Annotated in this window: 16 protein-coding genes; 9 read left to right on the top strand and 7 right to left on the bottom strand. The window is 71.1% G+C overall.

What is annotated here, in order from left to right; genetic code table 11:
• Positions 1-12: 12 nt before the first annotated feature.
• The 3 genes from K8638_RS19645 to K8638_RS19635 are packed head-to-tail and all read right to left on the bottom strand — an operon-like array spanning position 13 to position 7,299.
• Positions 13-894, bottom strand: coding sequence for a hypothetical protein (locus K8638_RS19645; RefSeq protein WP_223756090.1), 882 nt, complete (start codon positions 892-894; stop codon positions 13-15).
• Positions 891-3,275 (bottom strand): hypothetical protein, encoded by a 2,385-nt coding sequence (locus tag K8638_RS19640; RefSeq protein ID WP_223756089.1) that lies wholly within the window; start codon positions 3,273-3,275, stop codon positions 891-893. The genes K8638_RS19645 and K8638_RS19640 overlap by 4 nt, the downstream gene beginning before the upstream one ends.
• Entirely contained in the window at positions 3,259-7,299 is a 4,041-nt protein-coding gene (locus tag K8638_RS19635) for a protein kinase (protein WP_223756088.1), read from the bottom strand. The genes K8638_RS19640 and K8638_RS19635 overlap by 17 nt, the downstream gene beginning before the upstream one ends.
• Before the next feature lie 158 nt (positions 7,300-7,457).
• Here K8638_RS19635 and K8638_RS19630 point away from each other — a divergent pair, with 158 nt between their 5' ends.
• A complete protein-coding gene (locus tag K8638_RS19630; RefSeq protein ID WP_223756087.1) occupies positions 7,458-8,405 on the top strand; it encodes an endonuclease/exonuclease/phosphatase family protein in 948 nt (315 codons plus the stop codon).
• A 12-nt stretch (positions 8,406-8,417) separates the two neighbouring features.
• On the opposite strand, the gene K8638_RS19625 is transcribed toward K8638_RS19630, so the two are convergent.
• Entirely contained in the window at positions 8,418-9,236 is an 819-nt protein-coding gene (locus tag K8638_RS19625) for a hypothetical protein (protein WP_223756086.1), read from the bottom strand.
• A 7-nt stretch (positions 9,237-9,243) separates the two neighbouring features.
• Complete coding sequence (locus K8638_RS19620) at positions 9,244-9,609, bottom strand: two-component system response regulator (protein WP_223756271.1); 366 nt, start codon at positions 9,607-9,609, stop codon at positions 9,244-9,246.
• Positions 9,610-9,874: 265 nt separating this feature from the next.
• Between K8638_RS19620 and K8638_RS19615 the strand changes: the two genes are divergently transcribed.
• The 6 genes from K8638_RS19615 (at position 9,875) to K8638_RS19590 (ending at position 15,409) form a co-directional block, all read left to right on the top strand.
• On the top strand, positions 9,875-10,174 hold the full coding sequence (locus K8638_RS19615) for a hypothetical protein (RefSeq protein ID WP_223756085.1): 300 nt from the start codon (positions 9,875-9,877) through the stop codon (positions 10,172-10,174).
• A gap of 318 nt (positions 10,175-10,492) precedes the next feature.
• Entirely contained in the window at positions 10,493-11,119 is a 627-nt protein-coding gene (locus tag K8638_RS19610) for a DUF6310 domain-containing protein (protein ID WP_370644041.1), read from the top strand.
• Position 11,120: 1 nt separating this feature from the next.
• The gene (locus K8638_RS19605) at positions 11,121-11,879 is read left to right on the top strand and encodes a DUF5953 family protein (protein WP_223756083.1); all 759 of its coding nucleotides are present in this window, start codon (positions 11,121-11,123) and stop codon (positions 11,877-11,879) included.
• A 357-nt stretch (positions 11,880-12,236) separates the two neighbouring features.
• The gene (locus K8638_RS19600) at positions 12,237-12,614 is read left to right on the top strand and encodes a hypothetical protein (protein WP_223756082.1); all 378 of its coding nucleotides are present in this window, start codon (positions 12,237-12,239) and stop codon (positions 12,612-12,614) included.
• A gap of 105 nt (positions 12,615-12,719) precedes the next feature.
• On the top strand, positions 12,720-14,501 hold the full coding sequence (locus K8638_RS19595) for a serine/threonine-protein kinase (RefSeq protein WP_223756081.1): 1,782 nt from the start codon (positions 12,720-12,722) through the stop codon (positions 14,499-14,501).
• Positions 14,502-14,512: 11 nt separating this feature from the next.
• Positions 14,513-15,409: a DUF2381 family protein gene (locus K8638_RS19590; RefSeq protein WP_223756080.1), complete on the top strand. Its 897-nt coding sequence runs from the start codon at positions 14,513-14,515 to the stop codon at positions 15,407-15,409.
• A gap of 71 nt (positions 15,410-15,480) precedes the next feature.
• Here K8638_RS19590 and K8638_RS19585 read toward each other — a convergent pair whose 3' ends face one another.
• Positions 15,481-16,086, bottom strand: coding sequence for a hypothetical protein (locus tag K8638_RS19585; protein WP_223756079.1), 606 nt, complete (start codon positions 16,084-16,086; stop codon positions 15,481-15,483).
• 249 nt (positions 16,087-16,335) lie between these two features.
• Between K8638_RS19585 and K8638_RS19580 the strand changes: the two genes are divergently transcribed.
• Both K8638_RS19580 and K8638_RS19575 read left to right on the top strand, forming a co-directional pair.
• A complete protein-coding gene (locus K8638_RS19580; protein WP_223756078.1) occupies positions 16,336-17,913 on the top strand; it encodes a PAS domain-containing sensor histidine kinase in 1,578 nt (525 codons plus the stop codon).
• 113 nt (positions 17,914-18,026) lie between these two features.
• Positions 18,027-18,722, top strand: a complete 696-nt coding sequence (locus K8638_RS19575) for a hypothetical protein (protein ID WP_223756077.1) — start codon at positions 18,027-18,029, stop codon at positions 18,720-18,722.
• Between the two features lie 32 nt (positions 18,723-18,754).
• Here K8638_RS19575 and K8638_RS19570 read toward each other — a convergent pair whose 3' ends face one another.
• Positions 18,755-19,075: an alpha-glucosidase C-terminal domain-containing protein gene (locus K8638_RS19570; protein WP_225937434.1), complete on the bottom strand. Its 321-nt coding sequence runs from the start codon at positions 19,073-19,075 to the stop codon at positions 18,755-18,757.
• Positions 19,076-19,163 lie beyond the last annotated feature (88 nt).

Here is a 19,163-nt window from a genome sequence, read left to right as displayed (position 1 = left end):
TGGGCGCCCTCCTCAGCTCTCATCCGGCTGGTCGAGGATGAGCCACTCGGCATTCTCCACGTAGGCCTTCTGCTCGTTGTCCCAGCGCGGGGGAATCTCCGCGTTCAGCCGCTCCAGGTACGGCAGCAGGGGCCGCCTGGGCGGGAAGCGCTCCTCCAGCGCGTCGAGGTGCCCCCGCTCCCAGCCGAACTCCTCCAGGTACGGCGCGAAGCCGAAGCCGTCGAAGAAGTAGTGCCCATCCACCAGGGCCATGTACCAGAGGCTCGGAGTGCCCCGGAGGTTCTCCTTCAGGGGCGCCCGCTCCACCACCTGCTTCAGCAACGCCAGGCCTTCCTCGTCCCCTCGCCCCTTCAGGTGCTCCTCCAACCGCGCCACCTCGGAGAAGACCACTGGCGGGCACACCATCAACACCGGCTTGCGCTGGAGGCGCGCCGTGGCGATTTCGTGCACCGTCCCCACGCTGTAGATGTTGGTGGGCACGTAGGAGATGAGGAAGTCGCTGGTGTCCACCATCCGCAGGTCGATGTGGAAGGTGGGCCAGAAGTGCACGGAGATTTCCGCGCGCTTGCGGTCTCCCTCCTCGGAGTCCTCGAAGGTCCACTGCTCGCGCACCTGCGCGGAGAACTCGTCCTCCTTGCCGTAGTGAGGCATGCCCAGCACCTCGGGCTTGTTCCACGGGTCGTAGAGGGTCGTCCCGAACCGCTCCCGCATGAACTGCCCGACGCGGCTGCGCCAGCCCTGGCGCTTCTCCTGCTCGCGCGACGCCACGAAGTCCATGGGCCCGGAGAGGTAGACCCGCGCTTCATCGAGCAGCCGGCCCCGCATGTACCGTGTCCTCGAGTGCAGCAGCCGCTCGAGTGTGTCACTGCGCTCCCGGAAGGCTGTCTGCATCATGGCGAAACCTCGAAGGTCTGGGGTGGACGGGAGGAGGCCCGGGCCACGCGCCAGGACTCGGCGACGCGGTCGCGGACGGGCCTGAGGTGCGCCTTGAGCGTGGCGTGGTAGTCGCGGAACTCCATCCGGAACCGCTCCCAGGCCCGCTGGTAGGCCTCGGTCGCGCTGGAGGTCCGGGCATCGTTCTCCTGGAGCTCCACGTAGTCGTCCTGGAGCTTCAGGAGGAGCTCCCGCTGGCGCAGGAGCGCTCCGCGGAGCGCCTCGTCGCCGCGGCCGACGTCCTCCAGGTACCGCAGCCAGCCATCGAGCCGGGCATGTGACTCGTAGGTGCGGTTGACCAGGGCCAGGTAGGGAAGGATGGCGGCGCGGCGCTGCTCCTGGAGGTCTCCCCTCAGGCTGTCGCCCCGGGACGTGCGCAGCACGCGCTCCGTCTCGGCCGTCCAGACGGCGGTGGCGGGGTTCAGGCCCTCCCTGGCGGCGTCGTAGGTCGTGTCGCTGATGACCCAGAAGAGCTGCCTGGACTCGATGGAGCCCGCCTGCGCGAGGAGGATGCCCTTGCGCCGCGCCAGCCGCTCGGCCCGCAGGAGCTTCTCCCGGCCGAGCAGGGACGTGGCGCCCCCCTTCCCCTCCCGGGCGTGGGGCTCCAAGTCCCCGTCCACCGCGCCCAGCAGCACCCAGCGGCTCTTGTGGCGGGTGTCGGTGAGCAGCGCGGGGACGCCGAGCGCCTCGGCCTCCTCGAGCATGAACTCAATCTTCTCGAACGGGTCGACCAGGGCCCGCGGCGTCCGGCCGCGGTCGCGGTTGTCCACGAAGCCGCTGAAGGGCTCGATGATGCCGATGGGCATCAGGAGCATCCGCTCGGGGATGTGGGGGTTGCGCATCAACTCCTTCCACACCGCCCGGGCCGTGAGCGCGTCCATGCACAGCCACATCCCCATCTTCAGGATGTCCACCGACAGCGTGGTGTACACGGACTGGATGCGCTGGGCGGAGGTGGCTGCCGTGTAGCTGGGGTCCACGGGCCGCCCGTCGCAGAGGATGACGCCCCGCGCGTCCGAGTAGTCCGCCAGCCGGTTGAGCTCGGACGAGGTGAAGTACTCCAGCAGGTTCGGCAGCCAGGCGTCTTCGTCCTGGTCCGCCACCGCCACGAAGCGCAGTCCGGCGCGCTTCGCCACGTCAATCATCCGGCATGTCACCTTGTAACGGGGCGTCTCGGCGAATGCGGTCTCCGTCGCCCGCGCGTTCTCCGGGTCCGGTGTGAGCAGGAGGTAGAGGGCCACCCGCGCGCGGTCCTCCGGCGGGAGCGGCGCCAGCACCTCTCCCACGAAGGCCTCCAGCTCCGCGTCCGGGGCCCCGGCGAAGGGGCTCACGTCCAGGGCGCCGCCGACATCGGGGAGGAACTCCAGCGCCTCCTGTCTCCCCCGCTCCCGGTAGCGAGCGAGCTGCTTCTCCAGCTCCTCCCGCGCCTTCTCCACCTGCTTCGTGGGCTGCCAGTCCGGTGGGAACAGGTTTCCCCGCAGGGGTGCCACGTCCAGGGCAGCGGGCTGGGCGAAGCTGCTGAAGGGAATGGCCTGAATCTCCTCGGAGATGTTGCTGCTGGTGGGGACGGACGAGGCGAACAGGCGCGTGGCCATGGCCAGGAAGGGAGGGATGGGGGAGACGGCCTGCCCGGGAACGATGAGCTCTCCGTCGAGGCCGTACGCCACGCCCAGTTCCTGGAAGGCCTGGGCCTCCGGCGACAGGGCGATGCCGAGCGTGAAGTAGTAGCCGGCGTCCAGGTCGCTCGCGGAGACGAAGTGCAATGTCCCCACGGGCTCCTCCGCGAGCCTCCGCGCCAGCCTCGGCCCCTGGGGCCGCAGCGGAAAACGCCCATGCTTCGTCATGGCCTCACAGCCCAGGAGCAGGGCAATCCGGGCTCGCGGCGTGAAGTCGAAGACGATTTCCGAGAAGGGCTCCACCTGCCGCTCCATCACCGTCTTCCACGCCCGGTCGAAGAGGGCGAAGGTGACGAGCGCCAGCTCCTCCAGGCGATGGGACACCCGCAGCTCGGCGAAGACGTCCTGCCCGGACGCCGGCCCACAGTACGCGAGCAGCTCCGACGCGAGCCGCTCGGGGAGGCCGCACCGGTATCGGCTCCGGAGCTCGTCGAGCACGCCTTCCACCTCCCCGGCGTCGAGCGCTCCGCATTCCAGCCCCTGGAGGACGTACTCCCATTCCCGGGCCGTCACGTCGACGGCCACCCGGACCTCGGGCAGCTTCAGCCTTCCCTTGTCCCCGGGGGGCTCGGGACGAAAGCGCAGCGACGGGCCTTCTCCCAGCGCCAGGGACACGAGCTCCGGACGAACGCGGGTACGGCTTCCTGCTTCAGTTGACATCATCATGGTGTGGACCTCCCTCGGGGTTTGGCGCCGCCGGGGCGTCCGGCTCCGGCAGCAGTGATTGGGTTCTCGTGGCGCGCGCTTCGTGCAGCACCGCGCCCAGCGCGTGAGCCGTGGTGCGGGCCCGCATCAGGGCCTCTCGCGCCGCCTCCGGCTCTCCCGCGCGCAGCGACAGCTCCCCGGCGAGCCGCCACAGCTCCGGAACGGCGCAGCGGGTACCTGTCACTTCGGCCGTGTCCAATGCTTCGCGCACCACGGCCCGCCCCTCGTCCAGCGCCCCCTGGGAGAGGCAGGCCTGGACCCGGTACTCCGCGTAATAGGGCAGCACCATCCGGGCCCCGGCGAGCGAGAGTGACTGGAAGCCCTCCCTCGCGCTGGCGAGGCCCTCCTCCGTGCGGCCCAGCAGCGCCGCCGCGCCGCCCCGGATGCACTGTGCCTTCGCATGGAGGAACAGCAGCCCCCGCTCGGCGCACAGGGTGAGCGCGCGGCCCGAGGCCTCGAAGGCCTCCTCCACCTCGCCCAGCTCGTAGGCGAGCTCCGCGCCGTACACCAGCGCGATGGTGGTGGCATAGGGATGCAACATCGCGTTCGCGAGGTCGAGCGCCTTCGCGTAGTCGCGGCGAGCCTGCTCGACCTGCCCCATCAGCAGCTCGCTGTAGGCCGTGAAGAGCGTGGCGTAGAGCATGCTCTCGGTGATGAAGCCCTGCTCGCCACCGCGGATGGGAGGCATGAACTCGGCGAGCCCGTGCCTCGCGGCGAGCCGCTTGACCTGGCCGCCGTGGTACCGGCTCAGGGCATACTCGCCCCGCCAGAAGGCCCAGGTGGAGAGCTTGGCGTGGGCCAGCATCCGCGTCTTCGGCTCGTCGCGGGTCTCCGCGAGGCGCTGGAGGAGGGCCGCCAGCCGCTCCGTCCCCTCGCGGTCTCCTCGGATGAGCATGAGGGTGAAGAGGCCCCAGAGGACGCACAGGGACGTCTCCCCGAGCTGCTCGCACAGCTCCCGCGCGCGCACGTAGACGGCTTCCACCTCCGGCGCGGTGAAGCCCCGGGTGGAGACGAGCACCTGGCCCAGCTCCACGCGCAGGGCCACCTCCAGGTGGTCTCGGTCGCGGGAGGGCGGAAGGTTCGACACCAGGGCGAGCGCCTGGGTGAAGTGGCCCGTCGCCTCCGCGAAGGCCGACTTCGCCGCGGCCCGCTGGCCGGCCCGACGCCACATTTCGACGGCCCGCTCCCACACCCCCGCCTGCGTCGCGTGGTGAGCGAGCAGCTCCGGCTCGGTCTCCCGCAGCTCCGGGAACCGCTCGTCCAGCACCCGCGCGATGCGCGCGTGGTAGCTCCGCCGGGTCTTCCGGAGCAGCGACTGATAGGCGGCTTCCTGGAAGAGCGCGTGCCTGAAGGCATACGTGACGTGCGGAGGCGCACCCTGCCGGAAGAGCACCCCGGCCCGCTCGAGCGCGTCCAGCTCCCGAGGCAGCGCGCGCTCTTCCAGGAAGGAGACGGCCCGCAGCCGCTCCAGCGGGAACTCCCGTCCCAGCGTGGCCGCGAGCCGCGCCAGGGCCTTCGCCCGCGAGGAGAGCCGGTCCAGCCGGGCCAGGAGCAGCTCCCGTAGCGTCGCCGGGATTCCCACCTCCGGGCCGGTCCGCTCCAGGAGCATCCGCGTCACCTCCTCGAGGAAGAGCGGGATGCCGTCCGCGCGCGCCGTGAGGCGCTCGACCACCTCCGCCGGGAGGCTCCGCTCCCGGGCCACCTCGCCCACGAGCGCGGCGCTCTCCTCCACGGACAGCGGGCCGAGCTCCAGCGCGTGGAACCCCGGACGCCCCTCCCAGCCCGGGCGGAACTCGGGCCGGGCGGTGAGCAGCACGCACAGCCGGCTGTCCCGCACGTGCCCGAGCAGCACCCCGAGGAACTCCAGCGTCGAGGGGTCGGCCCAATGCAGGTCCTCCATGAGGAAGACGACCGGCCGCCGCGAGGCCAGCCTCCGCAGCAGCAGGACCAGGGCGTCCAGGCTCAGCGCCCGCTGGCGCTCGGGGGTGAGCCGGGCGAAGGGCGTCCCCTCGGGAAGCGGCAGGGAGAGGAACGCGGACAGCGGGGCGAGCTGCTCCTCCAGCCCGAGCGCCTGGAGCCGGGCCGCCAGCGTCCGCTCCCACGCCGAGGGCGTGTCCTCGTCGGAGAGCTCCAGGAAGCGCCGGAGCCAGTCGATGAGCGGGGCATGGGCGGTGCCCATGTGCTCACCGCCGCACTGGCACCGCGCCCCAAAGGTGGGCTCCGCGGGCGCCCGGTCATGCAGCTCCTGGAGCAGGCGCGACTTGCCGATTCCCGCCTCTCCCCGGAGCAGGATGAACGCGCCCTGCCCCTCCAGGGCCTCCTTCCGGAGCAGGAGGAGGTGCCAGAGCTCCCGCCGCCTCCCCACCAGCGGGGTCAGCTCGCCGAGGACGAGCGTCCGCTCGAAGCGGCTCACGTCGTCGCGCTCGCGGAGCACCTCGTGGACGGGAAGGGACGCCGGCCCCGACAGCCCCTCGAAGGTGCGCGAGCCCAGGGGCGCGGTCTCGAAGCGGCCTCGCACGAGCACCCGCGTGCCCTCGCTGAGCAGCACCGCCGGCTCCAGGGCCTGACTGGCCAGCCATGCGGCGACCCTCGGGGCCTCCCCTTGCAGCGAGGGCGCCGCGCCATGAAGGGCGGGCGTCGTCTCGTCCAGCGCCACCTCGTCCGTGGTGAGTCCGACGCGCACGCCCAGGCCCTGGGGCCACGGGCCCGGCGGCAGCTCGCGCGGCAGGGCCTCCTTCAGCTCCAGCGCGGCCCGGACCGCGCGCTCGGAGTCGTCCTCGCTGGCGCGGGCGTAGCCGAAGCACGCGAGCACCTCGGCGCCCAGGCAGGTCGCGACGACGCCGCCATGCTGGTGGATGATGCGGGAGCTGGCGCCATGGAAGGCACCTTGCAGCTCGCCGAGCTCCTCGGGCTCGAGGTGCTCCATGGCGCCGGGACGCGGGGAGAGCCGGCAGGAGACGAGCGTCACCTGGCGCCGCTCGGCCAGTCCCTCGCGCGGCCCCCGGGGCCGGAGAGCCAGCCGCTCCCTCAGCGCCTCCAGCTCGCGCAGCAATGCGGCGCCGGAAGGGAACCGCTCCCGTGGCTCCCGGGCCAGCATCGAGTCCAGGAGCCGCTCCACCTCTTCGGGAAGCTCGGCACGGCGCTCGCGCACCCGGGCCAGCGGCGCGTCCGAGGTGAGCCGCTTGCGCAGCTCGGCCGGAGGCATCCTCGCGAAGGGCGGCTCTCCGGCGAGCATCTCGAAGAGGACGAGCCCCGCCGCCCAGACGTCGGTCCGCTCATCCGGACGCAGCCCCCTCCACTGCTCCGGCGCCATATAGGCGGGCGTGCCCGCCTGGGGCGCGTGGCGCCCGCTGCCACGTGCCATCAGGAGCTCGGCCAGACCGAAGTCGAGCAGCCGGGCCCGGCCACCGGGAACGATGAGGATGTTGCCCGGCTTGAGGTCGCGGTGGATGAGCCTCCGCTCGTGCGCGTGCGCGAGCCCGGCCGCCACGTCCACCATGACGTCGAGGGCCTGCTGCAGCCCCAGCGTACGCCGCCGGAGCAGCGCGTGGAGCGACTCCCCCTCCAGGAACTCCATCACCAGGAACGGGACTCGCCACGCGGGGAGCCCGCCGTCCGTCCGCGGCCTCCACTCGGACACGTCATGGATGCGAACGATGCTCTCGTGGTCGAGACTGGCGAGGGCCTGCGCCTCCTCGCGCAGCGCGTCCATCAACGCGGGCTCCTCCTCCCGGGGCCTGGGCAGGAGGAACTTCAGGGCCACGGTGCGCAGCAGCTCCGTGTCCAGCGCCCGGAAGACCCGGCCCATGCCTCCGCCGCCCACCAGCTCGAGGACCTCGTACCTCCGCCCATCCGCGCCCCCCACGCCCTCGCCCGGGAACGGCAGGAAGGACGCCGGTGGGAATTCACCGGAGAACTCCCGCAGGAACGAGTCGATGGTGCATGAGTCGTCGAGATTGCCCTCTCGAAGCCTGTCCTGGTCCATCCGCCCCCCCACCGCATTCGCCGAGTTGCCCGAACACTGCCAATGACTGCCCAGGGAGAATGAGTGTTCAGGTCGCGAACGTGACGCGCTTCCCGCACGCGTCACAAAGGGCCTCGGCGCGAATCGCTCTCCTGAATCCCACCGAGGAGGGGACCGTCATGCTCAGAATCGCGACATTCAACGTCGAGAATCTCTTCGCGCGCTTCAGGTTCAAGGAGATACCGAAGGCCGAGGACACCGAAAGGCTCTGGGAAGAGGGCTGGGTCGTGGACAAGACCCGCTTCGGCATCAACGACGAGCCGGCGAAGCGGCTCACGGCGCTGACGCTGGCCAGCGTGGATGCCGACGTCATCGCCCTGCAGGAAGTGGAGGGCCTGGACACGCTGAAGCACTTCCAGCGGCGCTATCTGGAGGAGGTGGGCAGGGCCTATCCGCATGCCCTGTCCATCGACGGCAACGACCGCCGCCTCATCGACGTGGCGCTGCTCAGCCGCCACCCCATCATCCACGTCCGCTCCTACCAGCACCTGAGGAGTGGGACCGGAGGCCCGCTCTTCTCCCGGGACTGCCTGGAGGCCGACATCGAGGTGGAGGGCCATGGGCAGCTGACCCTCTACATCAACCACTTCAAGTCCATGCTGGGAGGCCGGGCGGAGACACGAGCGCGGCGGCGGGAGCAGGCGCGCGCCGTGCAAGCCATCATCGAGAGCCGGTTCGGCAAGAAGGCCGGGAAACACCCCTTCGCCATCCTCGGAGACCTGAACGACTACCTGGAGGAGGACGGTCAGGGCGTCTCCGGCATCGACACGCTGGTCCACTGGGAGCAGGTGGAGAACGTGCTCGAGCGGCTCCCGCGGGCGGAGCAGTGGACGCACTACTGGCGGGGTGACCCGAGAAAGGAACTGCCGGAGGCGTACCGGCAGCTCGACTACGTGTTGCTCTCCCGGAAGCTGGCGGACGTCGCCGGCGCCCCACCCTACGTCGAGCGGCGCGGCATGCCGCTGCGTGCCTCCCGCGCGACGGCCCCCCGCTTCGAGGGCGTGGGGATGAACCAGCCCAAGGCGTCGGACCACTGCCCCATCGTGATGGCCATCGACGCCTGGTAGCGCGCGCGGCGCTCAGTGACGGACGCGGGGAGCGGGGGCGCGCACGCGCACCTCCATCTGCGCGTCCCCCGCCACCACGGTGCTGACCACCTCCTGCTGGGCGGGGGACAGCCGCGCCACGGCGCGCAGCGCGGCCACCAGCAGCACCGCCTCCGTCGCGTTGGGCACGCTGATGCCGTCCGGCCCCGTCTTCAGCGGCATGGGCAGGCGGGGCACGCGGCCGGCGGCGGACAGCGCCTCCACCGCGTACGCGGGAGACGTGTCCAGCGTCACGGCGATGGCGGGCAGCCCGGTGGCGGCGTCGCCCTGGCCACGCGCCTGCATCTCCATCAGCATCTGGAGCGCGCCGGGCTTGTAGTACAGCGCCAGCCCCGCGCGGCCGTCACCCGTCTGGAAGACGCAGCCCTCGAAGGTGTGCGTCAGCGGCCCGGAGACCGCCACCTCGAAGGGCTGGCTGTCGTCCCAGTGCGCCCAGGGCCTGGCGTCCCAGTACTCCGTGGCCGCCTGCACGAAGAGCAGGGCCTTGTCCGAGCCGAGCCCGGACAAGCCCCGCTGTCCCCACGCGAGGAAGGTGGCGATGGCGGCGCGCGAGGAGAGCGCGGCCTGGGGAGGCTCCTCCACCGCCACCCCCAGCCCGGCGCCCGCGCCGGCCAGGGCCGGCTCGCAGCGCACGTCGCCGGCGTCCACGCCCTCCAGGAGCGCCCGCATTCCCGCCTCGTCGTCCGCCTCGAAGACGGGGGCGGACGGCTCGCCCGTGTCGGAGATGCGCAGGTACACCTGGGTGGTGCCCTGGGTGAGGGGCACGGGGCCGAGCCGGAGCAGGTAGAGCATGGGGCCTCTAGCGGTGCTTCGCGTCCAGGGCCTTGCGGACCTGTCGCAGCAGCGTGGAGATGTCGAAGGGCTTCTGGAGGAAGGAGACGTCCGGATGCTGCCGGCGCAGGTTGGATACGTCCACGGCGCTCATTCCCAGCAGGGCCACGTTCTCCCAGACCGGCTCGGCGCGGATGCGCCCGATGAGCGCCGGGCCGTCCAGCACGGGCATCATCCAGTCGGTGAGGACGAGGTCCGGGCGCAGCTCCGCCATCCGCTCCAGCGCCTCGCGGCCCTGAGAGGCCGTCACCACGCGGTAGCCCTCCTCACGGAGGAGGTCCGCCAGGGCTTCCAGGACGCCCTGCTCGTCATCCACCACCAGGACCGTCTCCATCACGGGCGGCGCTGCTCCTCGCGGTTCGTTCAGGAATGGCCACCGCCCAGCACGGCGTCGAGCCCTGGCACACCGGTGGGCACCCGCGCGTCCTGCCGCGCGGGTTGCTCGGAAGAGGACATGGTACGCGCTCTTACCGTAAAACGGCCCTCCCTCGCCGCCGTATTGCCGCCGTGATGTCGAATGGGCGGACGAGCAGGCCACCCGGGACACCCTGGTGGGCGTGCTAGCTTCCGTGATGGATGCACGGCGAGCGGAGGGACTGATGAAGACCTATGCCGAGGAGCTCATCGAACAGGGCGTGGCCAGGGGGCTGGAGGAGGGGCTCGCGAAGGGGCTCGCGAAGGGGCTGGAGGAGGGGCGGGCCAAGGGGTTGGAGGAGGGGCTGAAGGAGGGGCTGACCATGTCCGTGCTCCGGGCTCTCGCCGTGCGGGGCTTGCGTGTGGATGACGAGGCCCGGCAGCGCATCCTGTCGTGCACGGACCCGGACGTGCTCGAACGGTGGCTCGTGCGGGCCCTCACCGCCGCAACCGTCTCGGACGTCCTCGGCGCGCCGCCGCAATGAGGACGTACCGCTCGCTCACCTGATTGAAAGGACGTGGCCATGCGGTTCAGCGCGTGCACCGCACTTCTCCTCCTTCTCTCGGCTTGCGCCACGCCGACGCCTCACCCGAAAGAGCCAGCCGCCCGGAACCCGAGAGTCGCCAACCTCCAGCGAGCGGCCAAGCTGCCATGGACGGACGGAGGACGGTGCGTCGTCCGTGAGGCTTCCCAGCCTTGGCCCGTGCTGGCGGAGCGGTGCTTTCAAGCCCTCGACCATGACCGGATCCGGTTCAAGGACCCGGCGGGAAGGTGCGCCATTGCCTCTACAGGTGTAGCGGCAATGGGGGTCGGCCTCTGTGTCTTGGCTGCTCCCGAGCTCGTTGTGGGGGCGGTGATCATCGTGGGTGTGGTGGTGGTGGGAGTCGCCATCAAGGAGGCGCTGGATGCGTATGAGCTGAGAGGGAGTAGTACGGAGGAGGTAGAGCCCGCTACCCAAACGCGGCCCCTCAAGGAACCTTCAGCAGAACAAAAGCCCAAGCCGGAGCCATCAGGGCAGGACTGGTTTCCTCCAGGGCCGACCGAGCCACTGGAGCGAGAGCGCCGCCTTGATTGCACCCCCCGGCCCGTGCCGCACCTGGGCGGCGACGCCCTTCACAATCGGTGCGCCGACAGGGTCCCACAAAATGGGTTCCTCGGCTCGGATGTGCTCGTCAATGGCAAGCGCTTCGACGCGCTGCAACTCCGCGCACGCGTGCTGTGGGAGGTCAAGACCGACAACTTCGACACGTACCCGCCCGAGCTTCAAGAGATTGTGATTCGAAAGCAGGTGCGGGAGTTGCAACGCGAGCGCGATCTCGCAAGGGCCTGCGGATTCAACTTCTGGGTTGGCGTTCGCAGCGCCGCACATCGAGCTGCTCTGCGCGACGCGGACCCCTCCCTCGACATCGTCGTCATGGACTGGTGCTGAGATGACAGCCGCGCAAGACTCCTTCCTCCTGATCGTCTACGCGCCTGCGCTCGTGGGCGATGACGGCCGCACTCTCGCCGTTGCCCGTGGAATGGAACGCGCGTTTCCAGGCTTGCGTCTGGAGTGGACGATTTCTGACGAGGGACGGCTCATCCCATTGCCGCAGCGCGATGCGTGGATCTCTGAGGCGACAGCGCGCGGGGAACTCCCGATGCTTTGCAACGGCGGCGAGGGCCATCGCGTAACGCTGACCGGGTGGGAACGACCTGCGGGCATCTCCCCGGGAGGGCAGTCACAGTTTGAGGTCCATGCAAAGCTGCCAATGGACGCAGCCGGCATTACGGCGGCATCGAATGTGCTGGAGGAAGTGGCAGACGGCGCACGCGCGTTCTGGGGACACGCGACGCCGAAGCGCGCGGCAGGGGACATCGCGGAGCAGACGAGCCGTCCGTTGCATGGGCCGCATCGCCCACCTCGGGGGTTGCCAGTGCTCAAGAAATCAGAGGACATCCACTCGCCTGAGATTCCGCATCGCCTGGGGTGGCTGAACTACTGGTCCGCCGCCACCGCACAGGCCATCGGCTTCCCGGACCCGGCTCGCGATGCGGACCTGCTCTCGCGCTCACGGCGTACCGCGACGGGCGGGTGGGTCGTCCGGCTCACGGACGCGCCGCTCGACCTCGACAACCCCGCCCACCTGGATACGCTTCTTCGAGCGTATGCGCGATTCCCGGTCATTGGCGGGCGCGCGTCCCCGTAAGGTCCGCTCTGCGCAATCCACTCGTCTGAACCTGCCCGTGCAAGCGGGGCGTGTCAGCGGGACCGTCGCGACGCACTCGGCTCCCGCGCGCCTCGAACCGGAGCGGGCGCATCGACCTGCTCGAAAGGTCCAGCTCGGTCGCGGCGGCGTGGACAGCGCGCTTCCACTTGCTGAACGCGGGCAACTCCAGCATCGCCCGGGGCGTGCCCAGCCCGAACTTGTCATGGATGAAGCGGAACTCTCCCCGTCTTCCCCACGAGGCGACGAGCCTCGGCTCCAGAGCATAGGCGTAACTCACAGGAGTTCCTTCATGCGCTCCGCGAAGAAGCCCTTCGGCCAGCGGTCCACGAACTCGCCGTGCTCATCGCCCCGGAGGCGGCGGATGCGGCCCCCCTCGGGATGGCGCTCGTCACGAGGAGCCGCACGACCGGCGACGCGGGCGGCCTCGCCGCCATGCGGGACGTCGAGGCGCGCATCGAGCACGAACTCTCCCGCCTCGCGAAGATGGAGAAGCACAGCGACACCATCCGCAAGAACGCGGACGGCATCAGCGAGGAGATCCGCAAGGCCCAGAAGGCCCTCGACCTCCTCCTCCGGAAGGCGCAGGACACCCTGCGGGCGCTGAACGTCGAGCTCCATGACGAGGGGGCCGAGCAGGGCTCGCCCATCGGTCTGCCGAACGGCTCCTTCCAACAGGCCGTGCTGTCCCTCCCGGGCGGAGGCGAGGCCGCATGATATCTACCTCCCAGGTCCATTCCATGCTAGTCAACCTCTCCGTGCGGGTGCCCTCCTGACACGGATGGCCGCGCCACCCGCCATCCGCTCGGGAGACTGCGTCACATGGGACAGGGCGCCTGGAAGGCGGGGAGGCACCGGTGGCAGCTCCTCGACGTGCCGGAGGGCACGAACCTCGCCGGCTTCACCGTGGAGTCACTGCTGGGCACCGGCGCCCGTGGCGCGGTGTACCGGGCCCGCCGTGGCGGTGAGCGCTTCGCCCTCAAGCTCCAGCTCCTGGAGGAGCTGGCCGGCTGGGCCGAGCGCGAGGTCACCATCCTGCTGCGCCTCCAGCACCCCAACGTCGCGGGCTTCCGCGCCTGCGGCACCTGGCCGGACCGCGCGCCGCGAGTGTTCTACCTGGCCATGGAGCTGATTGAGGGCCGGCCCCTGCACCAGTGGGTGCGCGAGAACAACCCGTGTGCGCGACAGGCCGCCCTGCTCCTTCGGGGACTGGCGCGCGGGCTCGCCGCCACCCATGCGGCGGGCGTGCTGCACCGTGACGTCAAGGAGTTCAACATCGTCGTGCGGGACGCGACGGGCGAGCCGGTGCTGGTGGACTTCGGCGTGGGCGACTACACCGGCGCCCCGCGCCTGACCTGGAGCGTGCTGCCGCCGGGCACCCCGCTCTACCGCAGCCCGGAGGCGCTCGCCTTCCGTGAGGCGCACTGGAACAAGCCCGGGGCCCGCTACACGGCCATGCCCGCGGACGACCTGTACGCGCTGGGCGTCGTCTTCCACTGGGTGCTCACCGGCAGGCACCCGTTCTCCGGGACGGACACACCCGACACCGTCATCCAACAGCCGCCGCCCGTCCCGCATGAGCTCAACCCCCGGGTGCCTCCGGTGCTGAGCGCGCTCTGCCTCCGGCTGCTGTCCAAGACGCCCGAGGCACGCGGCGGCGCCGAGGCCCTTGGCGCGGAGGTGGAGGCGCTGCTGGCGCGCGCGGACGCCGCATGGGAGCTGCCGCTGCGAGAGAAGGCGGAAGACCCACCAGCCCCCCTCCCTCGGCCAGAGCCCCCGGTCCGCGAGGCTCCCGTAGCCGTCCCCGGGACGAAGCCTGGACGTCCACGCTCCCGTGCCCGGCCCTCGTGGCGTGCGGCGTGGGTGGCCGGACTGGCGATGTGCCTGGGCGTGGGCCTGTTCCTGGTGCGCGGTGAGGAGCGCGAGGCACGTCCCGCCTCGCGAACGGACGTGGCGGACGGCCGGGAAATGGCGCATCCCGCCTCCGGACCGGAACCTGTCGGGGCCGCGATACCGCCCGAGGCGGTGACCACCTCCGCGGCCGCCGCCCTGGCGGCGTCACAGCAGGAGCCCGACATGTCCGAGAAGACGACGCCCTCCACCGCCAACGCCCCCACGGAAGGATGGGGAGCCGTGAGCCGCATCCTCGCCACGGCCGCCGCCTGCACGGGACTGGCCTGCGCCAGCGGCCCCCAGGTGAGCCCCCGGCCTCCGTCCGAGCCCTGCCCTCCGGGTTCCCAGGAGGCGATGAAGGCGCTCGGCATCGAGGTCGACAACGAGCAGCACGGCTCGGCCACCTTCAGCCCGCGCGGGGAGGGGCGCATGAAGCTCATCGTGCACGAGGGGCCGGTGAAGATTCGCGTGGGCCTCGGGCTGGGCAAGCTGGACAATGGGACGGCGACCGGGCGCCTCTTCATGTCGGACCGCGTCTTCGGCTACTTCGACCAGGCGACGACGAAGCACGGGCAGAGCTTCCCGGTGTGTCTGATTCTGAAGGAAGACGGGGTGGGCCTCGGCCTGACCCGGCTGCCCGGCGACACCGCCCCCGGCACCGCCCGCATCGACTCCGAGGTGAGGCTGATGGCCGTCGAACGCTTCGAGTGAGGCTCCCGCTCATGTCCACCGCTCCCGCCGCCGCCCTCCTCGTGCTCGTGCTGCTCGCCACGGCCAGCGCCGCCGCGCAGCCGGGAGCGAGCCGAAGAGAAATGAGGGAGCAGTCCTCTCCGTCGAACGAGGAATCCCCCGGCCCGAAACCGGAAGTGCGCATCAGCCCCACGGACAGCACCGTGGTGCTGTTCGACGCGCCGCTGGCTCATGTGGAGGTGGAGCAGCCCGAGCGCTTTCGCCGCATCCGCGAAGCCGGCGACACCCTCCTGCTGGTGCCAGCGGGAAGACTGGTGGAAGGGACGAGGGTGGGACTGACCCTCTACTTCCAGGACGGAGCCGAGCCGGAGCACGCGGTGCTGGTCGTGGACACGAGCGCCGGGCGGCAGGAGGTATACAGACGGCCGAGCTCCCCGGGGCCACCTCACGAGGAGGCGGAGGCACTGCGCGAGGAGAACCGGCGACTGCGCCAGGAAGTGGAGCGGCTCCGCGCCGCACTGTCCCGGCCCGGGGGGCTCATCAGGTTGCTGGCGAATGGGCCGTTGGTGAGGGACGACCTCGCGGTGCGCTGCATCGACACCGCACTCCAGCCGGCCCCGGGAAGTCCCCTCCGGGTGCATGCTGTCTGCGCCTACCGCGTCGGAGCGGAGGTGGCACTGGTGCTGGAGGTGGAGGACCAGGATGCGACGCGGCCCTGGCAGGCCGGAAGCGCGTCCCTGGCGGCCACGGGAGCCATGCCAATCCCACTGACCGCCGCGCCCGAGGTGCCCCTGGGACCAGGCGAGCGGGGACGCATCGTGGTGGGAGCGGTGCTCATGCGGAAGAAGGCACGGGCGCCCTTCACGCTGACGGTGCGGGAGGCAAGCGGCGGCCCGGCCCTCACGCTGGGCCACGTCCTCTTCCCGTGAGCCACGCGCTTCCACCACGTCTGGAGGCGAGCCCCCGAGGGTAGCGGCCGCCCGCGCCCCTCACAGCCACGTCACTTCGGGGGCGGCTTGCTCTCGTCGAAGACAGTGACGGCCTTCACGCGCGCCATCTCCTTCATCACGAGCGCGCCGCTCTCGTGCTTCTCGACGGACGCTCCCCAGATGCCGTCCATCGTCACCATCATGCAGGTCGGCCAGCTCATCCCCGACTCGGGCACGCGGAGCGCGATGATGCGCACGAAGAGCCGCTGCTTGTCCTCGGGAAGTTCCTTCCTGAACCAGAGGCCCATCCGCTCCGGCCCGGCGCCCGCCGGCAGCTTCCCGAAGACACCTCGCCCGGCCAGCTCGGTGCCCTCCGGCAGTCCGCCCATCGCCTCCTGGAGCACCATCTCCACGTCTCCCTCGGTGGCGACGACACCCTCCGTCGGGTGCGCGGCGGTGCGCCATACCGCCACGGCATCCTCCCCCGGCTTCACGCTGAACATGTCGGCCATCAACTCGACAGCGCCCGGGTCGCACCTGTCCCACGTGGAGCGAATCAACCGGCTCTCGGGCTCGGGGACGGGGGCCGGAGGCGGCGGCGTTCCCGCGCACCCCACCAGTCCTCCCGCGAGCACCACGGCACACCCGGAAAGCCACCTTCCCTTCCAGCCCTTCACGCCGTCTCCGCTTCGCACAGCCCTGCCCACGCAACACCTCCAGTGCGCGGTCGCCGCGCACGATGCGGGCACTGAGCCTACTGCCCCGGCCGCGGACCACCATGGAGAAGGCGGCGCCCCACCGGCCGCCTGGGCCCCGGGGCGGCGCTCACGCTGGCGCGCCATGCGGGGCGCCGCCGGCCGATGGAGTGTTGATGAATGGAACACGGGCCCGCGTGCCGGCCCCGGGCGTGAGGGAGGAGGAGCGCCATGGCAGCACCCCAGCCAGGACCGGCAGGCCCCCTTTCGCCAGGCCCCCCTTCCCGTCCGGACGACACCGCGCGCGAGCTGTCCCGGGCCCAGCGGGAGCACGCGGAGCTCATCGACAGCGTGGATGGCATCGTCTGGGAGGCCGACCCCTCCTTCCGCTTCACCTGCGTCAGCAAGCAGGCGGAGCGGCTGCTCGGATATCCCGTGGAGCGGTGGTACCAGGAGCCGGACTTCTGGGTGACGCACGTGCACCCGGACGACCGGGTGTGGGCCGCCAACTACTGCCGCGAGGCGGCGGAGCAATGCCTCCCCCACGAGTTCGAGTACCGGATGCTGGCGGCGGATGGGCGCATCGTCTGGCTGCGAGACATCGTCACCGTGGTGGCCGAGGACGGGCGCCCCCACCGGCTCCGCGGCATCATGGTCGACATCACCGGGCAGCGCAGGGCGCAGGAGCACCTGGAGCACACGGTGTCGCTGCTGGAAGCCACGCTCGACTCGACGGCGGACGGGCTGCTGGTGGTGAACCTGAGCGGAAACATCCTGGCCTGCAACCGCCGGTTCCAGCAGATATGGGGCCTCGAGGACATGCAGCCGGTGGGCCGGGACGCGCCGGTGCTCCGCCACGTGAGCGAGAAGGTGAAGGACCCGGAGGGCTTCGTAGCCCGCGTGAGGGCGCTCTACGCCACGCCGGAGGAGGAGAGCTTCGACATCCTCGAGCTGCGGGACGGGCGCGTGCTGGAACTCTACTCGATGCCCCAGCGGCAGCGCGGCCTCATCACCGGACGCGTCTGGAGCTTCCGGGACGTCTCCGCGCGCGTGCACGCGGAACGGGAGCGGGAGCGGCTCCTGCGCGAGGCCCACGAGGCCATCCAGGTGCGCGACGACTTCCTCTCCATCGCCTCGCACGAGCTGAAGACCCCGCTGACGCCGCTGCGGCTGCACCTCCAGATGCTGAAGCACGCGCTGGAGTCACACCAGCCCGTGACGCCCGGGCGCGTGGACAAGGCGCTGGGACAGGTGCGCCGGCTGTCGGCCCTGGTGAATGACTTGCTGGACGCCTCGTGCGTGGGCGCGGGGCGGATGGAGCTGCAGCGCACCCCCATGTCGCTCCCGGAGCTGGCGCGCGAGGTGTTCTCCGACTTCCGCGCCGCGAGCGGGAATCACGCGCTCACGTACGAGGGCCCCGACGAGGACGTCCTCGTCAGCGGCGACCGCGGCCGGCTGGCGCAGGTGCTGACGAACCTGCTGGAGAACGCCCTCAAGTACAGCCCGCTGGGAGGCCCGGTGCGCGTCACGCTCACCCACTCCGGAGGGGATGCCGTCGTCTCCGTGGTGGACTCCGGCATCGGGATTCCGAAGGAGGAGCAGGCGCACCTCTTCGCGCGCTTCTTCCGCGCGCGCAACGCCCCCGTGTCTGGTTTTGGCGGCCTGGGCCTGGGGCTCTACATCTGCCGGGACATCATCGAGCGGCACGGCGGCCACATCTGGGTGGAGAGCGAGCTGGGGCGCGGCTCCGCGTTCCATGTGTCGCTGCCCATCCTGTCCACGCGCCCGCTCCACGAAGCGCACGTCTGAGCGGCCCCCGTGCCGCCCGGAGGCAGGCCGGCGGGCGGCCGGCGCCCGTCAGCCATTCATCCCTCCGGTCCATGCCTACCGTGAGTACGGAGCAACACTGCATGGAGGGAGACATGATCCAGTCGAGCTGGCGTCGGGTCCTCGCGGGATTCCTGGGAGCGGGCCTGCTGGTGCTGGGAGGCTGCAGCTCCGGCCGCGCCAGCACGAAGGTGGAGGAAGACTGGCTGGCGCGCGTCCCCGAGGCGCAGATGGAGGAGGTGCGCAAGGCGCGGCTCGTCCAGGACAAGGCGCGGGACGAGGTGGCTCGCGCCGAGGTGGCCGTGAAGGATGGGAAGCAGGCGGTGGAGGTGGCCCGTGCCCGGGTGGACGCCACGGAGGCGCGCATGAAGACGGACGAGGCCGCGCTGAAGGCGGCCCGGGAGACGGCGCGAGCAGCGGACATCTCCCGTGCCGAGGCGGCGGTGCGGGAGTCGGACCTGGAGCTGACCGCGGCCCAGGCGGAGGTCGACTTCCGCGAGCGGGCGGTGAAGACGCGGGAGGCGCTCCAGGAGATGAGGGACCGCGAGCTGGCGGTGGCCGACGCGGAGCTGGCCCAGGCCGAGTACCTGGCCCTGCTGCGCAGTGGAGACGTCCGGGCGAGGGAGCTCTCCGCGGCGGACTTCTCGGATGCGCTCCAGAAGGCGCGCAGCGAGGCCTGGGAGACCCAGCAGCAGGTGGACGCCCTCCTCCAGCAGCAGCGGCAGTCGCAGGCGCGCTGGCGTCAGCTCGATGCCCAGCTGCGGGCCTACGGCGGCGGCGGGCGGCAGTAGGAAGCGGGGCAGCCGACGGCAGCTCCCCCTGGCTACTTCGCGGGGGTGAGCACGCGCACGCCCCAGGCGGGCAGGTCGAGCGTGAGCCCGTCGGGGCCGGACTGAACGGGCACGGGCTCGCCCGAGAGTTCGTCCTGGAGCGCCCCACGGAAGCCCGGCGGAGGTTTCACCTGCACGGCCTGGGGGCTCGCGGCCCAGTTCATCACCACCAGCACGGGCTCGCTGCCGTTCTCACGCGGGCGCAGGTACACGAGCGCGCTCTCCGGACCGGTGTCAACCAGGGAGAAGCGCGGCGAGCGCAGCGCCGCGAGCCGCTTCCGCAACGCGATGAGGCGCGCGTAGTACGGCCGCAGGCGGTGGGGGTCAGGGCGATCGCATCTTCCTGGCAGTTTGGGGTAGGAGTTACGCGGAGTTACCGGGTGGGTTGGACAGGAGTGGGGG

Source organism: Myxococcus sp. RHSTA-1-4, from assembly GCF_020037125.1.
GTDB lineage: Bacteria > Myxococcota > Myxococcia > Myxococcales > Myxococcaceae > Myxococcus.
Note: the sequence above shows the minus strand (reverse complement) of the source record. Positions and strands in the feature narration are given on the sequence as shown.